General features: G+C 59.4%; 17 protein-coding genes and 2 pseudogenes. 10 read left to right on the top strand and 9 right to left on the bottom strand.

The window, feature by feature from the left end:
• Nucleotides 1-67 precede the first annotated feature (67 nt).
• The 6 genes and pseudogenes from BFP96_RS16605 to BFP96_RS16580 all read left to right on the top strand — a co-directional run bounded on the left by BFP96_RS16605 (nt 68) and on the right by BFP96_RS16580 (nt 7,256).
• Nucleotides 68-682 carry a biliverdin-producing heme oxygenase gene (locus BFP96_RS16605; protein ID WP_065936611.1) on the top strand — a complete coding sequence of 205 codons (615 nt, stop codon included), beginning with the start codon at nt 68-70 and terminating at the stop codon, nt 680-682.
• Nucleotides 679-2,922 carry an ATP-binding protein gene (locus BFP96_RS16600; RefSeq protein WP_065892395.1) on the top strand — a complete coding sequence of 748 codons (2,244 nt, stop codon included), beginning with the start codon at nt 679-681 and terminating at the stop codon, nt 2,920-2,922. Before BFP96_RS16605 ends, BFP96_RS16600 begins: the two co-directional genes overlap by 4 nt.
• A gap of 161 nt (nt 2,923-3,083) precedes the next feature.
• Nucleotides 3,084-3,290 (top strand): hypothetical protein, encoded by a 207-nt coding sequence (locus BFP96_RS16595; RefSeq protein ID WP_065898245.1) that lies wholly within the window; start codon nt 3,084-3,086, stop codon nt 3,288-3,290.
• A 111-nt stretch (nt 3,291-3,401) separates the two neighbouring features.
• Nucleotides 3,402-5,291: an alkaline phosphatase D family protein gene (locus tag BFP96_RS16590; RefSeq protein ID WP_065892397.1), complete on the top strand. Its 1,890-nt coding sequence runs from the start codon at nt 3,402-3,404 to the stop codon at nt 5,289-5,291.
• Between the two features lie 118 nt (nt 5,292-5,409).
• Nucleotides 5,410-6,423: pseudogene (locus BFP96_RS16585) on the top strand (diguanylate cyclase domain-containing protein).
• A 116-nt stretch (nt 6,424-6,539) separates the two neighbouring features.
• Nucleotides 6,540-7,256 (top strand): hypothetical protein, encoded by a 717-nt coding sequence (locus BFP96_RS16580; RefSeq protein ID WP_065898248.1) that lies wholly within the window; start codon nt 6,540-6,542, stop codon nt 7,254-7,256.
• Nucleotides 7,257-7,375: 119 nt separating this feature from the next.
• On the opposite strand, the gene BFP96_RS16575 is transcribed toward BFP96_RS16580, so the two are convergent.
• Nucleotides 7,376-8,470 carry a pyoverdine biosynthesis transaminase PtaA gene (locus BFP96_RS16575; RefSeq protein ID WP_065936610.1) on the bottom strand — a complete coding sequence of 365 codons (1,095 nt, stop codon included), beginning with the start codon at nt 8,468-8,470 and terminating at the stop codon, nt 7,376-7,378.
• Nucleotides 8,471-8,684: 214 nt separating this feature from the next.
• On the opposite strand from BFP96_RS16575, the gene BFP96_RS16570 reads away from it, so the two are divergent.
• Both BFP96_RS16570 and BFP96_RS16565 read left to right on the top strand, forming a co-directional pair.
• Nucleotides 8,685-9,287, top strand: coding sequence for a helix-turn-helix transcriptional regulator (locus BFP96_RS16570; protein ID WP_065892401.1), 603 nt, complete (start codon nt 8,685-8,687; stop codon nt 9,285-9,287).
• Nucleotides 9,274-10,146: a queuosine precursor transporter gene (locus BFP96_RS16565; protein WP_065936609.1), complete on the top strand. Its 873-nt coding sequence runs from the start codon at nt 9,274-9,276 to the stop codon at nt 10,144-10,146. Before BFP96_RS16570 ends, BFP96_RS16565 begins: the two co-directional genes overlap by 14 nt.
• Before the next feature lie 141 nt (nt 10,147-10,287).
• Here BFP96_RS16565 and queC read toward each other — a convergent pair whose 3' ends face one another.
• From queC to cyoA, 6 genes are all read right to left on the bottom strand, one after another.
• Nucleotides 10,288-10,986 (bottom strand): 7-cyano-7-deazaguanine synthase QueC, encoded by a 699-nt coding sequence (gene queC / locus BFP96_RS16560; RefSeq protein ID WP_065892839.1) that lies wholly within the window; start codon nt 10,984-10,986, stop codon nt 10,288-10,290.
• A 122-nt stretch (nt 10,987-11,108) separates the two neighbouring features.
• On the bottom strand, nt 11,109-11,996 hold the full coding sequence (cyoE, locus tag BFP96_RS16555; RefSeq protein ID WP_003176002.1) for a heme o synthase: 888 nt from the start codon (nt 11,994-11,996) through the stop codon (nt 11,109-11,111).
• Between the two features lie 11 nt (nt 11,997-12,007).
• Nucleotides 12,008-12,343: a cytochrome o ubiquinol oxidase subunit IV gene (gene cyoD, locus BFP96_RS16550; protein ID WP_003194051.1), complete on the bottom strand. Its 336-nt coding sequence runs from the start codon at nt 12,341-12,343 to the stop codon at nt 12,008-12,010.
• Nucleotides 12,343-12,969 (bottom strand): cytochrome o ubiquinol oxidase subunit III, encoded by a 627-nt coding sequence (locus BFP96_RS16545; RefSeq protein WP_003194052.1) that lies wholly within the window; start codon nt 12,967-12,969, stop codon nt 12,343-12,345. Before BFP96_RS16545 ends, cyoD begins: the two co-directional genes overlap by 1 nt.
• A 3-nt stretch (nt 12,970-12,972) precedes the next feature.
• Complete coding sequence (gene cyoB / locus BFP96_RS16540) at nt 12,973-14,991, bottom strand: cytochrome o ubiquinol oxidase subunit I (RefSeq protein WP_065885079.1); 2,019 nt, start codon at nt 14,989-14,991, stop codon at nt 12,973-12,975.
• A gap of 3 nt (nt 14,992-14,994) precedes the next feature.
• Nucleotides 14,995-15,936, bottom strand: coding sequence for a ubiquinol oxidase subunit II (cyoA, locus tag BFP96_RS16535; protein ID WP_065885078.1), 942 nt, complete (start codon nt 15,934-15,936; stop codon nt 14,995-14,997).
• 27 nt (nt 15,937-15,963) lie between these two features.
• Between cyoA and BFP96_RS31790 the strand changes: the two are divergent.
• A pseudogene (locus BFP96_RS31790) lies at nt 15,964-16,255 on the top strand (hypothetical protein).
• A 473-nt stretch (nt 16,256-16,728) separates the two neighbouring features.
• Here the strand turns inward: BFP96_RS31790 and BFP96_RS16530 are convergent.
• Entirely contained in the window at nt 16,729-17,235 is a 507-nt protein-coding gene (locus BFP96_RS16530) for a disulfide bond formation protein B (protein ID WP_065892841.1), read from the bottom strand.
• A gap of 221 nt (nt 17,236-17,456) precedes the next feature.
• Nucleotides 17,457-18,638 carry an NO-inducible flavohemoprotein gene (gene hmpA / locus BFP96_RS16525; protein ID WP_065936608.1) on the bottom strand — a complete coding sequence of 394 codons (1,182 nt, stop codon included), beginning with the start codon at nt 18,636-18,638 and terminating at the stop codon, nt 17,457-17,459.
• A 147-nt stretch (nt 18,639-18,785) separates the two neighbouring features.
• Between hmpA and norR the strand changes: the two genes are divergently transcribed.
• On the top strand, nt 18,786-20,330 hold the full coding sequence (gene norR, locus BFP96_RS16520) for a nitric oxide reductase transcriptional regulator NorR (RefSeq protein ID WP_065936607.1): 1,545 nt from the start codon (nt 18,786-18,788) through the stop codon (nt 20,328-20,330).
• The last annotated feature ends 130 nt before the right edge of the window (nt 20,331-20,460 follow it).

Here is a 20,460-nt window from a genome sequence, read left to right as displayed (position 1 = left end):
GTGTAGAATCGTCGCCCTTTTCCGCGCGTCACTCATGGCCGAGAGGCCCACAGTTCGAGCTTACTGAATGCATTCTCAGGCCCATGACGTCGATGCGCCCCCACTGCTGGAAGCGTTGCGCACAGGCACGGCCTTGCTGCATACCGCGCTGGAAAAACGCCTGCCGTTTTTCTCCGATCGCCTTGATGCGCAGGGGTACCGGCATCTGCTGCAGGCGTACTTCGGGTTTTATCAGCCTATGGAGGCTGCACTGTACGGCAGCGGCTTGATTCCCGACGGGTTTGATACCGCAATGCGTGTGAAAACACCGATACTGGTCAGTGACCTCCACGCGCTGGGCCTGGATGATCAGGCCATCGACACCCTGCCCCATTGCACGCAACTGCCAACGCTCGACACCCCCGCCGCCTGCCTCGGTGCTCTGTATGTACTGGAGGGTGCGACGCTGGGTGGCCAGGTGCTTCGTCGTGAAATGGCGCAGCGCCTGGGCGTCAATGCCGACAACGGCGGCGCCTTTCTCGACATCTACGGGGTAGAGACCGGACGGCGCTGGAAAGACTTTCTTGTTTATCTGGGCGACCAGCCGCTGGACGCGCCCGCAAAACAATGCGCCGTGAACGCCGCCCGCTCGACATTCAGCTGCTTTGAGCAATGGCTCGACAGCCAGGAGGTACTGCTATGAAAACCGAAGATTTTGAAGAGCTGCTTGCCAACTGTGCCAACGAGCCCATCCGCTTTCCCGGGGCGATCCAGCCCCACGGTGCGCTGCTGACCCTGTCGGAGCCCGGCCTGAATATCATCCAGGTCAGCGCCAACGTCGGCACCTTGTTCGGCCATGCGCCCGAAACGCTGCTCGGTCAGCCGCTGCACAGCGTGATCGGCACCGAACACGCCCAGGCCGTGCAGGTCATGGCCCGGACCAATACCTTCTTCGACATGCCACCGTTGCACGTCACCCTCAACGGTGCGGATTTCGAAGGCTTGCTGCACCGCCACCAGGACGTGCTGGTGCTGGAGTTCGAGCCGCGGCTCAAGGACTTTCGCCCGCGCGCGTTAAACGGCCGCACCAGTAACCTGGGCAAGATGCTGCAACGTTTGCAGGCGGCGAAAACCCTGCAGGCGCTGTACGAAATCAGCGTAAATGAAATCCAGGCCATGACCGGTTACGACCGTGTGCTGATCTACCGTTTCGAAGACGAAGGCCATGGCCAGGTGATCGCCGAAGCGTCGGCGCCGTCCATGGAGCTTTTCAACGGGCTGTTCTTCCCTGCGTCCGACATCCCGGAGCAGGCTCGCGAGCTGTATCGCACCAACTGGCTACGGATTATTCCCAATGCGGCCTACGAGCCAGTCCCGTTGGTGCCCAGGCTGCGGCCAGATACCGGCGAACCGCTGGATTTGAGCTTTGCCACCCTGCGCAGTGTGTCGCCGATCCACTGCCAGTACATGCAGAACATGGGCGTGCTGTCATCCATGAGCATCTCGCTGATGGACGGCGACAAGCTCTGGGGCCTGATCAGCTGCGGCAATCGGGAGCCCCTGCTGGTGCCGAACGAGTTGCGCACCGCCTGCCAGACCATCGGCCAGGTGCTGTCGTTGCAGATCAGCGCCATGGAAGCCTTGGAACTGAGCCGTCAGCGCGAGGAAAAACTTCAGGCACTGGCGCTGCTTGATCAAGCGATGAAGGCCTCGGAGGACAATGTGTTCGATGGCCTGGCCCAACAGGGCCAGTTGCTGATGGACCTGACGCGGGCAGGCGGCGTGGCGATCATTGATAACAAACAATTGCACCGCTACGGTAACTGCCCGGAACCGGCGCAGATCCGTGCGCTGCACAAATGGCTGCAGGAACGCGACGAACCGGTGTTCGCCAGCCACAATCTGGTTTCGTCATACCCCCCGGCCGCCGAGTTCCAGGCACTGGCCAGCGGCGTCCTGGCCATGCAACTGCCCAAGCCTGTGGACAACGGTGTGCTGTGGTTCCGCCCGGAAGTCAAAGAGAACATCAACTGGAGCGGCGATCCGCAAAAGCCGCTGGACCTGGAAAACTCCGACGCCGGCCTGCGCCTTCGTCCCCGCACGTCATTTGAAATCTGGAAGGTCGAAATGGCCGGCATCTCCACCAAGTGGAGCCATGGCGACCTGTTCGCCGCCAATGACCTGCGCCGCTCGGCCCTGGAAAACGACCTGGCCCGCCAGGTGCTGCGTGAACAACAAGCCGTGCGGGCGCGTGAAGAGCTGGTGGCGGTGGTGTCCCATGACCTGCGCAACCCCATGACCGTGATTTCCATGCTCTGCGGCATGCTGCAAAAGGCTTTCAGCTCCGACGGCCCTCATACGTCACGGCGGATTTCCTCGGCCATCGATACCATGCAGCAGGCGGCCGGGCGCATGAATGTGCTATTGGAAGACTTGCTCGACACGTCGAAAATCGATGCGGGGCGGTATGTGGTCAAGCCGGTGGCGCTGGATGTCAGCCAGATGTTCGAAGAGGCTTACTCCTTGCTCGCACCGCTGGCGTCGGAGAAAGGCATTGACCTGTCGTTCAACGCCGAGCCCGGCCTGCTGATCAACGCCGACCCGGAGCGCCTGTTCCAAGTCCTGTCGAACCTGATCGGCAATGCCATCAAGTTCACCCCACGCCAGGGCAATATCGGCATCAGTGCCATGAGCAATGGCGAAGAAATCGTGTTCTCGGTGCGTGACTCGGGCGAAGGCATAGCGCCGGAACAATTGCCCCATGTGTTTGACCGCTACTGGACGCAGACCGAAAACAACCCCACCGGCAGCGGCCTGGGACTTTACATCACCCAGGGCATCGTCCAGGCCCATGGCGGCAAGATCGTTGCCGAAAGTGAGGTGGGCCGAGGGAGTGAGTTCCGGTTTACGGTACCCAAGATGATTGAAGATTCGTACACCTGATGCGGTAGAGCATGGGCGGGACCCTTTCTAAAAAACGCTCGTCAGTTGCAGTCATATCTTGCAGCAACGCGTTTATAGCGGCCCTTGCGGGCCGCTATTAAGGTAGGCCTTGCTTCGCTCCGATAGGCGAAGTCATCCTCTACTCATAGAAGGAAACATCCATGGTCAGCGGAATCAATCATTCACTGAGCAGCTTTCAATACCCACCTCTGCAGCAGGATGATGCAGGGCCCCAACGCACGAAGCGCAGCATCGACTCCACCGCCACGCAACAAAATGCCTTCGAGCCTGAAGGCATGGCGGCCGATGACCGACGCAAAACCAAGGGCGGTGGGCTGGACAGCCTGGGTCGAGGCAACGTTCTCTAACCGGGCGCGTACGAGGGGCCGTGTACGGCCCTTCGTACCCCCCGATAACAAAACCATGACATTCACTCGCTTAAACTCACCGGTTCAATCCAGCCCCGGACCACTGCCTGCATGCCGCATTCCGACACACTGCCCGCCGTTCTGGCGGGCCCTCTGCTGCGACGCCTCGAAGCTCGGCGCCTGGTGTTGTGGCTGGTAGGAAGTCGAGCACTGGAACTGACGCTGAAGCTGCATCTGCCCGAGCAGACACTGGAGATTATCCTTGACTGCAACGTCGTACCCGTCGGGCGTCACGCATTTATTCACTTGATCGATGTGTCACTGGACGAAGCGCTGCCGCTGGACGTGGCGATCGGCTACGACCTGGTTTTCGCCGATACTGGCATCGCCGAGTGGGCACCGCACCTCCTGTACGCCGACCACCAATACCCCAGTTTCGTCCTGCATAGCCGTATCCATCAGTTGGTGCACGGCTCATGCCGCAAACCCCATCACAGTGCCAATGACGGTTTGCTGTGCGTCGACCGTCTGCTGGCCGACGCCCAAACCCCGGTCGAACGTCCGGCCTTGCTGATGATGAGCGGCGATCAGGTTTACGCCGACGATGTCGCCGGGCCGATGCTGCGTGCGATTCATGGGCTGATTGCACGGCTGGGCCTGGTCGATGAATACCTCGAAGGCGCCGTGGTCGATGACAGCGCAAGCCTCTACCGGCATCCCGCCAGTTATTATCACCGTGCCGACTTGCTGCCGGCACTGGACAGCAATGAGACGTTGCGCGAACGCTTCTTTGGTGGCGTGAAAAAGCCGATTTTCACCAGCAGCACCGCCGATAATCATCTGGTGACCTTTGCCGAAGTCATCGCGATGTACCTGCTGGTGTGGTCACCCACGCCCTGGACGCTGATCACGCTTCAAAGCCCGCCCCTGAGCCTGGAACGACAGCAGCGTTATGCCAGCGAAGAGCTCCGGGTCGAAGGATTCCGCGATGGGCTGCCGGGGGTCGCGCGAGTCTTCGCCCACCTGTCGACCTTGATGATCTTTGACGACCATGACATCACCGACGACTGGAACCTCAGCGCCCAATGGGAGGAAACCGCTTACGGCCACCCCTTCTCCAGACGCATCATCGGAAACGCCCTCCTGGCCTACCTGCTATGCCAGGGCTGGGGCAATCAGCCCGATGCATTTGGCGAACTGGTGAGCCGAACCCAAGCGTTGACCCGTCAGACCCGGGCCAACCATCTGGACGCAGCCGCGCAGGACGAATTACTCGAAGCGCTGCGCAAATTCCAGCACTGGCACTACGTACTACCCACCAACCCCGCGCTGGTGGTGCTCGACACCCGCACCCGGCGCTGGCGCAGCGAGTTCACGCTCAAGCAACCATCCGGCCTGCTGGATTGGGAAGCCTTGAGCGAGCTGCAGCAGGAACTGCTCGATCACCCTTCGGCGATCATCGTCTCGCCCGCGCCAATCTTTGGCGTGAAGCTGATAGAGACCGTGCAGAAAATCTTCAGTTGGTGCGGCCACCCCTTATTGGTCGACGCCGAAAACTGGATGGCCCATCGCGGCAGCGCCCAGGTGATTCTCAATATCTTCCGCCACTCCCGTACACCCGGTAATTACGTGATTCTGTCGGGGGACGTGCATTATTCGTTTGTCTACGAAGTGCTGATTCGCCACCGCAATGCGGGCCCCAGAATCTGGCAGATCACCAGCAGCGGCATCAAGAACGAGTTCCCGCCGCGTCTGCTGGAATGGTTCGACCGTCTCAACCGCTGGCTCTACTCCCCGCGCTCACCGCTCAACTGGTTTACCCGGCGCCGTACCATGCAGGTGGTGCCGCATATCCCGGAACATGCCGAGGCTGGCGAGCGCTTATGGAATTGCGCGGGAATCGGTCAGGTGTTTTTCAACGAAAAGGGCCAACCTGAAGCGATTTTTCAGCACAACGCGAATGGCAAGCCGCGTACGAAAATGACCGCGCCACGCCCCTGAAACAATACATCTGCCCTATTCAAAGCACACCGGCCGCGTTGTACAGTAGCGCCAGCCACGGAGTATCGGCGTCAACCACAGCTGGCCTCGGGAGCCAGTTCACGCAGGAAGCGCGTAAATGGACGATACAACCGGCAGTGAAATACCGCGCAATGACTTTTCCGACCTCAGCGCCGACCTGTTGCATGCCATCATGGAATTGGTCAGCGACGGTATCTGGGACTGGAATGCCAATACCGGCTTCGTCTACCGCAATCCCGGTTGGTACGAAATGCTGGGTTACTCGCGCCACTCCCTGGAAAACAGCGTATTCACCTAGGAGAACCTGATCCATCCTGAGGATTACCCCCGGGTGATGAGCGGATTTGATGACTATATCTGCCAACGCGCGCCCCAATACCGGGCCGAATACCGCTGCCGCAAGCGCGACGGCAGCTACCTCTGGATCGAAGACCGGGGCTACGTCATCGCGCGTAATCCCGATAACTCGGTCGCGCGCATGGTGGGTGCGCACCGCGATATTCATACGCGCAAATGCTCCATGGAGCGCCTTCAACAGCGTAACGAGTCTCTTGAAGCACTGGTGGTGGAGCGCACCCTTGAATTGTCGCGCGTCAATCAGCAGCTGCAACTGCAATTGGACGAAAACCGCTCCCTGGCCGAACGGGACGCCTTGACCCGCATCGCCAACCGTTATCGCCTGGAAAAGGTATTGCTCGAACAGTGCAGCCGCGCCGAACGCTTTCGCCTGCCACTGGCGCTGGTGGCCATGGATATCGATGACTTCAAGCCGATCAATGACCGACATGGCCATGCCGTAGGCGATCAGACGCTGATACGGGTGGTTGAAGGCCTGGAAGCGTGCGTGCGTGCGGATGACGTGCTGGCGCGCTGGGGCGGTGATGAATTCATGCTGGTCTTGCCCAACAGTACCCTGGAGACGGCCAGGGAACTGGCCGAACGGGTGCGTCATAAAATCCAGGAAATGCCCGCCGTGGGTGGCGCCAGGATAACCCTGAGCCTGGGCGTGGTGGAGCGTCAGCTCGGTGAGTCACCGGCAGCCCTGATGACCCGCGCCGATCAGGCGCTGTATCGGTCCAAGGCGGCGGGGAAGAATGGTGTGTCGGAATAAACCAGCGACCTGAGCGGGCTCACCTTCGATGAGTTGCCTTGACCTGACTCCCCTGCCCCCTGAAAATGCGCGACGCTTTTTTGTCTCTCCCCGTTTACTGAAGTAGTGAAATTTCAATGTCCGATTCGTACACCGCTGAATCCGCCGAAGCCTCCGTAACCGCCTTGCACGCCAAAGCCGAGTACGAGAACGCCATCAATCTTTCACAGCATGTGCCAGCGGCCAAGATCATCAGCGAAATGGTGCTGGACGCGTTTCACACCTCCAAGGAAAGCGACCAGATCCGCGAATTGCGCCTGGCCATCCGTCAGGCCCATGACGCCTTTGACGATGACAAGGCGTACGAGCTGATGGGCCGGCTCAAGCAATTGAAGGACGCCGAAGCGGCCGATAACGCCGCCCTGGAAGACTTGAGCAGCAAGTTCTCGATCAGCCGCATCCTGTCCAGCTTCAAGGACGACCCCGAGTTCCAGGAACTGGTCTATGGCCTGGCCCTCAAGGTGCTGAACCAGTCGCACCAGGCCATCAGCAACCCGAGCGCCGGCAAGGGCAAGGCCGCGCGTGCCAAGAAAGAAGCCGAGGTGTTTGTGATCAGCAAGGACGGTACCAGTGTCACCCTGCCACTGCGCACGCCGCGCTCCAAACTCAACGTCGACCGTGAAGCATTCGAATTCCTGGGGTTCAACTTTGTCGGTGAGGGCGATGAAGCCGAGCCGGAAGTGGAAAGCTTTGTCGATAACGCCGGCACTGAACAGCCGCTGAGCCGCAAGAACGTGATTGCGGCCCTGCAACAGCAGACAGCCTTTGATGGCTACAGCATCGTCCAGCAGTAATCCATTGCCGGTCACACAGCAGGACTGAAGTTGGGGACGGGGCAAGTCCTGATGCAGGTCAGTTAGCGCAGATCCCCTGTGGGAGGGGCGGTGCTCCGTTCCCACCTTTTGTATGCGGTTCAGCCGACACCCACGATCTGCGTGGCGAACACGTGACGAAACCGCTCCATCTCCTGCCGGTTACCCACTGTCACCCGCACCCACTGCGGCCAGTTGCTCCATACCCGCCCCACCAGCACGTTCTGTGCAGCCAGCCGCTCGATCACCTGCTCTGCGGGTTGCCTGACGTCGATCATGAAGCAGTTGCTCTGCGAGGCCGTGCACCTGAACCCTCGGTCCTTGAGCCACGCGATAGTCTCATCACGCACGGTGGCATTGAGCGCCTTGCGCTGGCCCAGCAGCTTGACGTCCTCCAGGCTGGCATGGGCACCCAGCAGGCTGGCACCCGCCGGCACATTGTCACCGCCGAACACCGCCAGTTGCTCCAGCAATGCCGGGTGGCCGATTGCCAGGCCCAGGCGCGCACCGGCCATGCCGTAGATTTTCGAGAACGTGCGCAGTACCAGCAGGTCGTCGTGGTCGCTGGTCCAGCTCACGCAACTGGGGGCATCGCAGAAATCGATATAGGCTTCGTCCACCACCAGCACGCTGCCTTTGGGTTTGTTGGCCAGCGCCTGACGGATGGCCTCGGTTGGCGTCAGGGTACCGGTCGGGTTGTTGGGGTTGCACAGGTATAGCATGCCGGCCTGGGGATCAGCCGCGAGCATGGCCGGTACATCATGGGCATGCGCGGCATCGAGGTTCACTTCGCGCACCGGTGCCTGGTTCGACGCGGCCGCCTGGCGCGGCACTTCGTAGGACGGCGTGGCCATCACCAGGCCACGGGTTGGACTGGTGAACGCCAACACGGCATAGCGCAGGGCGGCCATGGAGCCGGCAAACACGGCCACGCGCTCTTCGGTAATACCTTGCTGCCGGGCGAACAGCGCAGCCAACGCGTACATGTGCGGGTAGGGATAACGTCCTGCTGCCGCACTGCCCCGCCCCATCGCCTCAAGCGCCGCCGTTGACGGCCCGTAAGGGCTTTCGTTGTAGTTGAGCAGTACCGTGTCAGAGGTCGCCGGCGCGGGGCTGGCGACTGCCCAATCCAGGCGCCCCAGCACCGGCAAGGCCGCGCCCAGAGCGAGAAGAGATCGACGGCTGACGCTGACCATGGCAACTACTCCTTGTAGACGAACGATGATTCCTACGGGTCGTACAGAGAAGTATGACGAGGAAAACGCAGCCTGATTTAGCGCTTTATTGTTGAGCAACACACATGTAACACTCGCGATCGCGACGTTGAAAAGCCCCGTGGCAGGCTCTAAATCGACGGTTTCGCGAAGGAAAAATGGACGATCATGACTAAAGGGAACTGGTGAGCACGTGATGCACAGACGGGAAAAAACCGAGCACCTGAAGAGCAACATCAGGTACTTGATCAAAAGTCGCGGCGAAACCCAGCTTTCGTTAAGCAGCGCCGCCGGCCTGACCAGGACCACCATCTACAACATCCTCGAAGGCAAGGTCGCCAACGTACAACAGTCGACCCTGCGCAAAATCTCCGACTTCTTCGGCGTCTCCTACGAAGAAATCGAAACCATCAATTTTGAAGCCAAGGAAATCATCGAGAGCCATGCTTCACCCCTGGGCAACATGAACCCGGCGGCGGTGCCTGTGCTCAAGGAAAGCCAGGTCATGCAGCACCTGGGCAAGCGCATCGGTGAGCTGTCCACGCTGTTCCCGCTGACTTACTACTTCGGCCTGTCCTGCAACTTGATCGGCGTACTGCTGGAGCACGCCATTACCGGTCTCAATGAGCCAGGGGACCTGCTGATCGTTCAAAAAGGCGCGTGCAGCGACGACAAGGAAAAGCTGGTGTACGACCGCGCCACCCAAAAGCTCTTCATTACCCTTGAACCCTGTGCGAACTCGGATCGCCTGTGTGTCATCGGCGATATCTTCGAGGAGCGCTTCAATGAACAGGCTTGAGGCACCGGTTGAAAACAGCAAATACAAGCTGCTGGGGTTTGAAAATGACAAGCGCCTGGCGGTGATCATGGTGATCGACACGGGCAAGGTCATCAGGATCAAGCTCAGTGAAGTGCTCAACAGCGAAATGATGGACAACTTCAACAGGATGGAAATCAAGAACCTCTACAAGAAGTTCTATTCACAAGGCGGTGCGCTCACGGCCTACGACATGAACGACCGCAATGAAAACTCATGGATGATCTACATCATCCTGAATCTGCTGCTGTTCACGTTTTATATCTTTACCAGTATCGCCGCGACCAAACCGATCTACCTGGAGTCGATGGGCATCATCGTGACGCCGGGCACGTTCCTGTATCCCCTGACCTTTCTGATCGTGGACCTGCTGAACGAAAACTTCGGACTGCGCCTGGCACGCCGAGCGATCCTGTTTGCGTTTGCCAGTAACGCGATGATCATCATCCTGCTCTACGGCTCGACCTTCCTGCCGGGGCTGCCGGGCTGGAAACTGGATGGACCGTACACCGACGTGATCCTGCAAGTCTCGTCGGTGCTGATCGCCTCGTCGGTGTCCTTCCTGGTGTCGGAGAACATCAACTCTTATCTGCTGTGCAAAATCAAGGAACTGACCAACTCCAGGTACCTGTACCTGCGGATTTTCCTCAGTACGTTCTTTGCGGTCATTATCGACAGCTTCCTGTTCTGCTTTATCGCCTTCTATGGCGTGATGCAGACCGGTGACATCCTGAGCATGATCTATGTGCAGATCGCGATCAAAGTCGGCTTTGCGTTCTTCAATATCCTGCCGGCGTATGGGGCGCGGTCGTTGTTCAAGCGCTATCTGACCAGTGCATGAAACTCACTGGTTCACCGCTATCCCTGTGGGAGGGGGCTTGCCCCCGATAGCGGTGTGTCAGTCAAAAATGCATTTGCTGACACTCCCTCATCGGGGGCAAGCCCCCTCCCACATTTGGATATCACCCGGCTCTTGATCGAGTTACTTCAGCTGCAACTTGTGCTTGAGGCTCTGCATCACATCCGCTTTATTCTGCAGATACTCATTCAAGCCCCGGGCGCGCAGGTTGCACGCATCGCAGTTTCCGCAGCCTGTGCCAATCACGCCGTTGTAGCAGGTCAGCGTCTGCTCGCGGACCAGCTCAAGTTGCCCGTGGTAATCGGCCAGGGCCCAGGTCTCGGCCTTGTTCAGCCACATCAGCGGGGTATCGAGGCGTACGTCATATTCCATGCCCAGCTTGAGGGCCTGGTTCAGCGCTTTCACGAACTCGTCGCGGCAATCCGGGTAACCCGAGAAGTCGGTTTCGCACACGCCGGTGATCACGGTCTCGGCCTTGACTTGATAGGCGTAGATCGCGGCCAGGGTCAGGAACAGGATGTTACGCCCCGGCACGAAGGTGCTCGGCAGGCTTTCGCCTGAGCTGTTCACGGTGGGCACGGGGATGTTGTCACGGGTGAGGCTGCTGATCGCCAGCTCATTGAGCAGGGACACATCCATCACCTTGTGCACGGTGGCGCCCAACTGCTTGGCCAACGTGCGAGCCACTTCGATCTCCGCCACATGGCGCTGGCCATAATCGAAGGTGATGCAGTGCACTTCGTCATACTGCTTCAATGCCTGGATCAGGCAGGTGGTCGAGTCCTGCCCGCCACTGAAGACCATAACGGCTTTTTTACTCATTGCTTTGCTTCCTGCATTCGAAGAATTTGGGTATAGGAGCGAGCTTGCTCGCGATCATAAAGGGCATACCATAAAAAACCCCGCGCTTCTTGCGAAGGCGGGGCCTTTACTGCTTAGACCACTCAGTGCGCGTAGGTCAGCAACAGCTCTTTCGGCACCTGGAAATCCAGGGACATCATCACGCTGAGCGCGGTGATGGTGAAGATCGAGAACACGAACAGCTTGCGCGCCCAGACGGTGTCATCCACCGCCTTGTAGCCGGTCCAGGCCATGTACAACCAGTACATGCCCATGGCCGCGGCGACGGCGAGGTAGCTCATGCCGGCATAGCCACTGAAGGTCAACATCAAGGTCGCCACGAGGAAGGCCAGGATGTAGAGCAGGATGTGTTTCTTGGCCACCTGGATGCCACGCTTGACCGGCAGAACCGGAATCGACGCAGCCAGGTAGTCATTGAAGCGGAAAATCGCGATGGCGTAGGAATGCGGCATCTGCCACAGGCTGAACATCACCAGCAGCACCAGCGCGGCCATGTCGAAGCTATTGGTTACAGCCACATAACCAATCACCGGCGGCATCGCCCCCGACAGACTCCCCACCAGCGTGCCGTGTACCGACTTGCGCTTGAGGTAGAGGCTGTAGAGGCCGACGTAGATGACAAAGCCGATCACGGCAAACAGCGCCGCCAGCGGGTTGGCCACCTTGTACAACAACACCACGCCCGCAACACCCAGGACGGTCGCGAAGATCAGTGCCAGTTTCAGGGAGATAAGACCCTGGACCAGCACGCGATTCTTGGTGCGCTCCATCTTGATGTCGATGTCACGGTCGATGCAGTTGTTGAACACGCATCCGGAAGCTACCACCAGGGAGGTGCCGATCATCGCCGCCAGGAAGATGGCCAGATCGACATGTCCCTTGGAGGCCAGGAAGAAACCGCCCGCCACAGAAAGCACGTTACCGAAAATGATCCCCGGTTTGGTGATTTGGATAAAGTGCTTAAGCGACATCGGGTCTTACCTCACTTCGCCATCATGTAGGTGTGGATGCTGAACATGATCCACAGCGACAGACCAACCAGCAGAACGATCACCAGGCCTGCAAACACGAACGCAATCACGTTCTCGCGCTGCTCTTTGGAACGATCCAGGTGCAGGAAGTACACCAGGTGAACCAGGACCTGAATTACCGCGAACGCCAGGACGATCATCAAGGTGATCGACTTCGGCAGGGTTGGGTACATCACCAGGCCGAACGGGATCAGGGTCAGGATGACCGACAGGATGAAGCCGATGGCGTAAGACTTTACGCTGCCGTGGCTTGAATCGTGGCTGTCATGGGAGTGTGCATTAGCCATTACAGAGTCCCCATCAAGTAAACGACGGTGAATACGCAGATCCAGACCACGTCCAGGAAGTGCCAGAACAGGCTCAGGCAGCTCAGGCGGGTCTTGTTGGTGTTGGTCAGGCCGTGCTTATTGACCTGATACATCATCACCGCCATCCACAGCAGGCCGGCGGATACGTGCAGACCGTGGGTGCCGACCAGCGTGAAGAACGCCGACAGGAAACCGGAACGGTGCGGGCCGTAGCCTTCGGAGATCAGCAGGTGGAACTCGTTGATCTCCATGCCGATGAAGCCCAGGCCGAACAGGAAGGTCAGGCCCAGCCAGCTCAGTACGCCTTTCTTGTTGCCCTTGTAGAAGGCCAACATGGCGAAGCCGTAGGTGATCGAACTGAACAACAGCAAGGCGGTTTCGCCGAGCACGTAAGGCAGTTCGAAAATGTCGTGGCCCGACGGGCCACCCGCTACGTTGTTTACCAGTACCGCGTACACCGCGAAGATCGACGCAAACAAGATGCAGTCGGTCATCAGGTAGAGCCAGAAACCGTAGACGGTTATTGGCCCCGAGTCGTGGTGATGGTCATCGTGCCCATGGTCATCGACATGGGCGTGTCCAGCATTGGTCACTAAGTTCGACATGGTTTAAGCCTGTTCCAACGAGGTTTCTACACGGTTGGCCGGGATTTTCTTCTCGGCTACCAGGCGAGCGTGCTGCTCGGCTTCGATGCGTTCGATCGTTTCGACCGGCACCATGTAGCCTTGATCATCACGGGCAGCGTGAATGATGAAGTAACCGATGGTGCCTACCAGGCCCACGATTGCCAGCCACCAGATGTGCCAGATCATCGCGAAACCGAACACGGTCAACAGCGCACCCATCACCACGCCAGTGGCGGTGTTGTTTGGCATGTGGATCGGCTCGTAGTGCTTGGGCTTCTGGTACGCAGTACCGTCTTCCTTGGCTTCGGTGAACGCATCGATGGTGTTCGCGGTAGGGATCACGGCGAAGTTGTAGAACGGTGGTGGCGACGAGGTCGACCATTCCAGGGTGTGGCCATTCCATGGGTCGCCGGATTCGCACATGTTCTGCTTGCGGTCACGCACGCTGACGTACAGCTGGATCAACTGGCAGGCAATACCCACAGCGATCATCACCGCACCGAACATGGCGACGTACAGGTACGGCACCCACTCAGGGTTGGTAGTGGCGTTCAGACGACGGGTCATGCCCATGAAGCCCAGTGCATAGAGCGGCATGAACGCGACGAAGAAGCCCGAGATCCAGAACCAGAATGCAGCCTTGCCCCAGCCTTCGTGCAGCTTGAAGCCGAACGCTTTCGGGAAGTAGAAGCTGAAACCTGCGATGTAGCCGAATACCGCGCCGCCGATGATCACGTTGTGGAAGTGCGCGATCACGAACAGGCTGTTGTGCAGGACGAAGTCAGCACCCGGGATGGCCAGCAGTACGCCGGTCATGCCGCCGATGGCGAAGGTCACCATGAAGCCCAGGGTCCACAGGACCTGGCTGGTCATGCGCAGACGACCGTGGTAGATGGTGAACAGCCAGTTGAATAGCTTCACCCCCGTCGGGATGGAAATCAGCATCGTCGCCAGGCCGAAGAAGGCGTTGACGCTGGCCCCCGAACCCATGGTGAAGAAGTGGTGCAGCCACACCATGAAGCCCAGTACCGAAATGGCGCCCGATGCGTAGACCATCGAGTGGTGACCGAACAGGCGCTTGCCGGTAAAGGTCGAGATCACTTCGGAGAAGATACCGAACGCCGGCAGGATCAGGATGTACACCTCAGGGTGACCCCATGCCCAGAACAGGTTCACGTACATCATTGGATTGCCACCAAGTTCATTGGTGAAAATGTGGAAATCCAGGTAACGGTCAAGCGACAGCAGCGCCATGGTAGCGGCCAGGATCGGGAACGAAGCCACGATCAGCACGTTTGCCCAGGTGCAGGTCCAGGTGAAGATCGGCATGTCCATCAGTTTCATGCCAGGGGCGCGCATCTTCAGGACGGTGGCCAGGAAGTTGACCCCCGTCAATGTCGTCCCGAGTCCTGATAACTGTAGTGCCCAGATGTAGTAGTCCACACCCACGCCCGGACTGTATTGCAGCCCCGACAATGGCGGATACGCAACCCAACCGGTCTTGGCGAATTCGCCGACGCCCAGGGACACGTTGATCAGCACCACGCCGGACACCAGCAGCCAGAAGCTCAGGGAGTTCAGGAACGGGTAGGCAACGTCACGCGCACCGATCTGCAGCGGCAAGGCAAGGTTCATCAGGCCGGTGAAGAAAGGCATCGCCATGAAGATGATCATGATCACACCGTGGGCGGTGAAGATCTGGTCATAGTGTTCAGGTGGCAGGTAGCCAGGCGAACCCTCGGTGGCCATGGCCAACTGGGTACGCATCATGATGGCGTCGGCAAAACCACGCAGCAGCATGACCATGGCCACGATGACGTACATGACACCGATTTTCTTGTGGTCGACCGAGGTCAGCCACTCGGTCCACAGGTAGGTCCACTTCTTGAAGTAAGTAATACCTGCAAACAGTGCCAGACCACCCAGCGCGATCATGGCGATGGTCACCATCACGATCGGCTCGTGGAATGGGACCGCGTCCCAACTTAATTTACCAAACATCGTTTACTCCTCTGCCCCAGCAGTTGAATGCGCGCCTGTGTCAGAACCTTCAACCACGGCCACTTCTTTCTTCTCGTGCTTGACCGGCTTGCCTGGCTTCATACCTTCGTACTTGTCGACGATTTTCTGAAACAGGTTCGGTTCAAACGCGGAGTACAGCGCGACAGGGTTGTTCTGGCTTGGTTTGGTCAGGGCGTCGTATTCAGCTTGATCAAGCTGTTTAGGTGCGGCCTTGACTTCGGCTACCCAGGCGTCAAATTCTTCCTGGCTCGTCGAGATCGCTTTGAATTTCATGCCGGTGAAGCCAGCGCCGCTGTAGTTGGCGGAGATGCCTTCCATTTCAGCTTTCTGGTTGGCGATCAGGTGCAGCTTGGTCTGCATGCCTGCCATCGCGTAGATCTGGCCGCCCAGGGCTGGGATGAAGAACGAGTTCATCACGGCGTCGGAGGTGATCTTGAAGTTCAGCGGAGTGTGTTCCGGGAACCGGATCTGGTTCACAGTGGCGATACCCAGGTCCGGGTAGATGAACAGCCACTTCCAGTCCAGCGCGACCACTTCGATGTTGATCGGCTTGACGTCAGATTCCAGCGGACGGTACGGGTCCAGTGCGTGGGTGGACTTGTAGGTCACATAACCCAGGGCAATGATGATGAGGATCGGGACCAGCCACACCGCGATTTCGATCTTGGTGGAGTGCGACCACTTCGGCGCGTAGGTGGCGCTGGTGTTGGACGCGCGGTATTTCCAGGCGAAGGCGAAGGTCATGATAATCACAGGGACCACGACCAGCAGCATCAGCAGGGTGGCGGTGATGATCAGGTTTCGTTCATCCAGACCGACCTGTCCTTTTGGGTCGAGCAAGGTCCACTTACAGCCTCCCAGCATTAACATCATGCCAAGCAGCGGCAAAAAGCCTAGTAATCGGGGGTACCTGTTTTTACTCATCTCACGACCTCTAAAGCAGCTTGCGCAATGCAGTTGGGTTTTGATCGCCAACACTTCACCCTGCCAAGGGTTGGCATTTCTCTTCGATTGAATAAGAGCCAGCCCGCTACGTCATAGCTGTACGTTTCACGGACCTGCGGTGAGTTCTTATTCGATTTCGTGGCTAAAGGCCTTGTTACAGACCAATTCCATTTGGTGCGGAATAGTTGAAAGGCTGCCGGAACCTGGGATCGCACAGAGCCTTCCATCTGCTCCTCGACCGCTCCAATGCTCAAATATTGAACAGCACCGGACATTCAGTGCGGGCGATTGTAGTTAGCTAGCGATGTATAAACCATGTCTGATACAGAAATAATTTTTATCGATTACAGCAATAATCCTTCACCATTCCTGCAACGGTTCGCGATGTTATCGCGTTCAATTCTCAACAAAAACCACAAAAACTGCCGGGCTATTGGGCAGATTGCCACTCCCCTTACAACCTGTAAGGGCATGGCAAAGGGTGTAAAGTCCCCATAAAACCAGGCATTTAATCACCCTGCCCCTGCTGAACCCGTGAGCGTTTCGCGCTGCCTTTCAAACCACGAACTGACAGCACAGTTTGCGCACCGGATGCAAATCCAAAGGTCGATTCTGCTCGTTGCGCAGCTCCTGCGACGGCCTCCGTGTGACAACATGTCGCATGCTGCGCGCCGCTTTTGTTGCCGCTCGTCACAGCACTTTCACAAATCCCCGCGAACAAAAACGCCCCGGCCTGCGCTCAAGCAGATCGGGGCGTTTGGTGGCGCGGGCTCAGGCGTTGGGGTGACGATTACGGTAGATGCACAGGGGCACCAGGATCACGGTCAGCACGAACGCCACCAATGCCCATTGCGCCAGGGACAGGCCAAGGATCGGCGGATAGGGCGTGCTGCAGAAGCCGTCGACCTGAAAGCCCAGGGGAAACACTTTGGCCAGGGGCAGGTCATCGACGATCGGCTGCAGCACATCGATGCCGCAACTGACCTGAGGGAAGAACTGGGTGTACACATGGTGACCGGCAGCCGCCACACCGCCCACGGCGCTGAGCACCACCAGGCCCTCAAAGAACGTGACGGCCCCTTTGGTACGCATCGCGGCCCCGATGAACGCAAAGAACGCGATCAGCAGCAAGGCGTAGCGTTGCAGGATGCACAGTGGGCACGGCGCTTCGCCCAACACCACTTGCATGTACAGCGCGCCGCCGATCAGCGCCAGGCAGATGATGCCCAGCAACACCAGAAAGCGCCGCTCCCTGCCCAAACGCATTTCGTCACTCATCTCCGGTTTCCTTTGTCTGTTTGCCTGATGGCAACAAGTTTACACACAGGCAGTGGTTAAAACAGAGAAGGGTTAACGCCGGATTAATCAGGAAAAATGGCGAACCCAATGTGGGAGGGGGCTTGCCCCCGATGCGATGTGGCAGCCAAAGACAAGCTGACTGACCCATCGCTATCGGGGGCAAGCCCCCTCCCACATTGAACAGCGTGGCTGCTGAGGGATTATTCCAGCGCCGCAGCGGGGCCGAAGAACTCATAGCGCACCTGCTTGTGCGGTACGCCCAACGCCTTCAGATGCCGCTTGATCGCCGCCATGAAACCCTTGGGCCCCAGGAAGTACGCATCAATATCGCGCTGCTCGGGCAGCCACGCCGCCAGTTGCTCCTGGCTCAGCAGGCCGACCTTGTCCGCCGCCGGGCTCACGCCGTCGTCCTCGGCATAGCAATAGAAACGCTTGAGCTGCGGGTGCCTCGCCGCCAGCGTATCCACCCAGTCACGGAACGCATGCACGCCGCCGTTACGCGCGCAGTGGATAAAGTGCACCGGGCGCTGGGTGGCCAGGGCCGCTTCGAGCATCGGCAGGGTTGGCGTAATGCCCACCCCGCCGCTGATCAGCACCAGCGGCTTGTCGCTGGCGGCCAGGGTGAAGTCGCCTGCAGGGGGGAACAGGTCAACAGTTGCGCCAACATGCAGTTGATCATGCAGGTAATTGGAGACCCGCCCGCCGGCTTCGCGCTTGACGCTGATGCGGTACACCCCGGCATCGCTCAAGGCCGACAGGGAATAGTTGCGACGCACTTCCTCGCCATCGAGCACCAGCTTCATGCCGATGTATTGGCCGGGGGCAGCGTTGAGGATCGGGCCGTTGTCCACCGGGGCAAAGTAGAACGAGATGATCTCGGCACTCTCCTGCACACGCTTGACCAGCACGAACGGCCGCGCACCGCGCCAGCCACCGGGCGCCTGGGCTTTCTCGTCGTAGATAGCCGCTTCGGCGCCGATCAGGATGTCCGCCAACTGGCCATACGCCGTGCCCCAGGCGCTCATTACTTCAGGGGTGGCTATCTCGCTGCCCAGCACCTCGGAAATAGCCCGCAGCAGGCACGCACCGACGATCGGGTAGTGTTCCGGCAGGATCTGCAAGGCCACGTGCTTGTTGATGATCCTGGCCACCAGGTCGCCGAGTTGGTCCAACTGGTCGATATGCCGCGCGTACATCAACACGCCATTGGCCAGGGCGCGGGGCTGGTCGCCACTGGCCTGGTGGGCCTGGTTGAACAGTGGGCGAACCTCCGGGTATTCGGCGAGCATCATGCGGTAGAAATGGGTAATCAGCGCCTCGCCGCCACTTTCCAGCAGGGGCACGGTGGATTTGACGATGGCACGGTCTTGGGCACTCAGCATGGGAGACTCCTGGGTTTTTTCAGTCATTACCCTTAGGTAGTCAGTAATCATGCCAACTAATAAACCTTTATTTTTCATAGCGTTAAATATCGTGTAGTCAATATGACCTCCTACAGCTTATAGTCATAAAGACTACAAGGAGTCATTATGACTGCAAAGCCGCTGCTCACCGCCCTGCTGCCGCTGGTTGCCGACCTGACACGGGAACTGCCCGAAGGCGAGCGTTATCGACGCCTGCTGCAAGCCATGCGCGCCCTGCTGCCATGCGATGCCGCCGCGTTGCTGCGCCTGGATGGCGAGTGGCTGGTGCCGCTGGCCGTGGATGGCTTGAGCGCCGATACCCTGGGCCGACGTTTCAAAGTCAGCGAGCACCCGCGTTTCGAGGTGTTGCTGAGCAGCCCCGGCCCTACCCGCTTCGACAGCGACAGCCCGTTGCCCGACCCTTACGACGGCCTGGTGGACGGCCTGCATGGGCACCTGGAAGTCCACGACTGCATGGGCTGCCCGCTGTTTATCGACGACCGGCCCTGGGGCCTGCTGACCCTGGACGCCCTTGACACCGAGCGCTTTGAACGGGTCGAACTCGACGCCCTGCAAGCCTTTGCCAGCCTTGCCGCCGCCACCGTCAACGTCGCCGAGCGCATTGAACGCCTGGCGTTGCGCGCCGAAGACGAGCACCAGCGTGCGGAGATCTACCGTCAGGCCAGCGGCCAGCAGCACAAGGAAATGATCGGCCAGAGCAAGGCGCACAAGCACCTGGTGGAAGAAATCAAACTGGTGGGCGGCAGTGACCTGACCGTGCTGATCACCGGTGAGACCGGGGTCGGCAAGGAGCTGGTCGCCCAGGCGATCCACGCCGCGTCGGCGCGTGCCGACAAACCCCTGATCAGCCTCAACTGCGCCGCGCTGCCCGAGACCCTGGTGGAAAGCGAGCTGTTCGGCCATGTGCGCGGCGCCTTCACCGGTGCGCTGAATGAACGCCGGGGCAAATTCGAACTGGCCAATGGCGGCACGCTGTTCCTGGATGAAGTGGGCGAGCTGTCGCTGACGGTGCAGGCCAAGCTGCTGCGGGTGCTGCAAAGCGGCCAGTTGCAGCGCCTGGGTTCGGACAAGGAGCATCAGGTGAATGTGCGCCTGATTGCCGCCACCAATCGTGACCTGGCGGAGGAAGTGCGCAATGGCCGCTACCGCGCCGACTTCTACCACCGCCTGAGCGTCTACCCACTGAAAGTGCCTGCGCTGCGTGAACGCGGGCGCGACGTACTGTTGCTGGCCGGGTTCTTCCTGGAGCAGAACCGCTCACGCATGGGCCTGGGCAGCCTGCGCCTGACCGGCGATGCCCAGGCGGCGCTGCTGGCCTACGACTGGCCGGGCAATGTGCGCGAGCTGGAGCACTTGATCGGACGCAGCGCGCTCAAAGCCCTGGGCCACTGCCGCGAGCGGCCGAAAATTCTCAGCCTGAGCGCTTCAGACCTGGACCTGCCGGATGTCAGCGCAGCGACCCTCGACGCACCGCTCGCCAGCGCCCCCGACGTCATTGCCGACCTGCGCCAGGCCACCGAACACTTCCAGCGCCAGGTCATCAGCGCCTGCCTGGAACGCCATCAACGCAACTGGGCCGCCGCCGCCCGCGAACTGGGCCTGGACCGTGCCAACCTCGGCCGCATGGCCAGGCGGCTGGGCCTGAAATAACCCGAAATGTGGGAGGGGCTTGCTACCCAACTCTGTAGCGCCCAACCGTAACCACGATGCGAAGCGAGTCGCTCTTGATCTTGATCTGCTTTTGATCTTGATCTCAGGCGCCCCGTTAAACCACGCTGGC

The organism is Pseudomonas sp. 34 E 7, from assembly GCF_900005715.1.
GTDB lineage: Bacteria > Pseudomonadota > Gammaproteobacteria > Pseudomonadales > Pseudomonadaceae > Aquipseudomonas > Aquipseudomonas orientalis_A.
The sequence above is the reverse complement of the archived record's forward strand: the minus strand, read 5'-3'. Positions and strand labels throughout refer to the sequence as shown.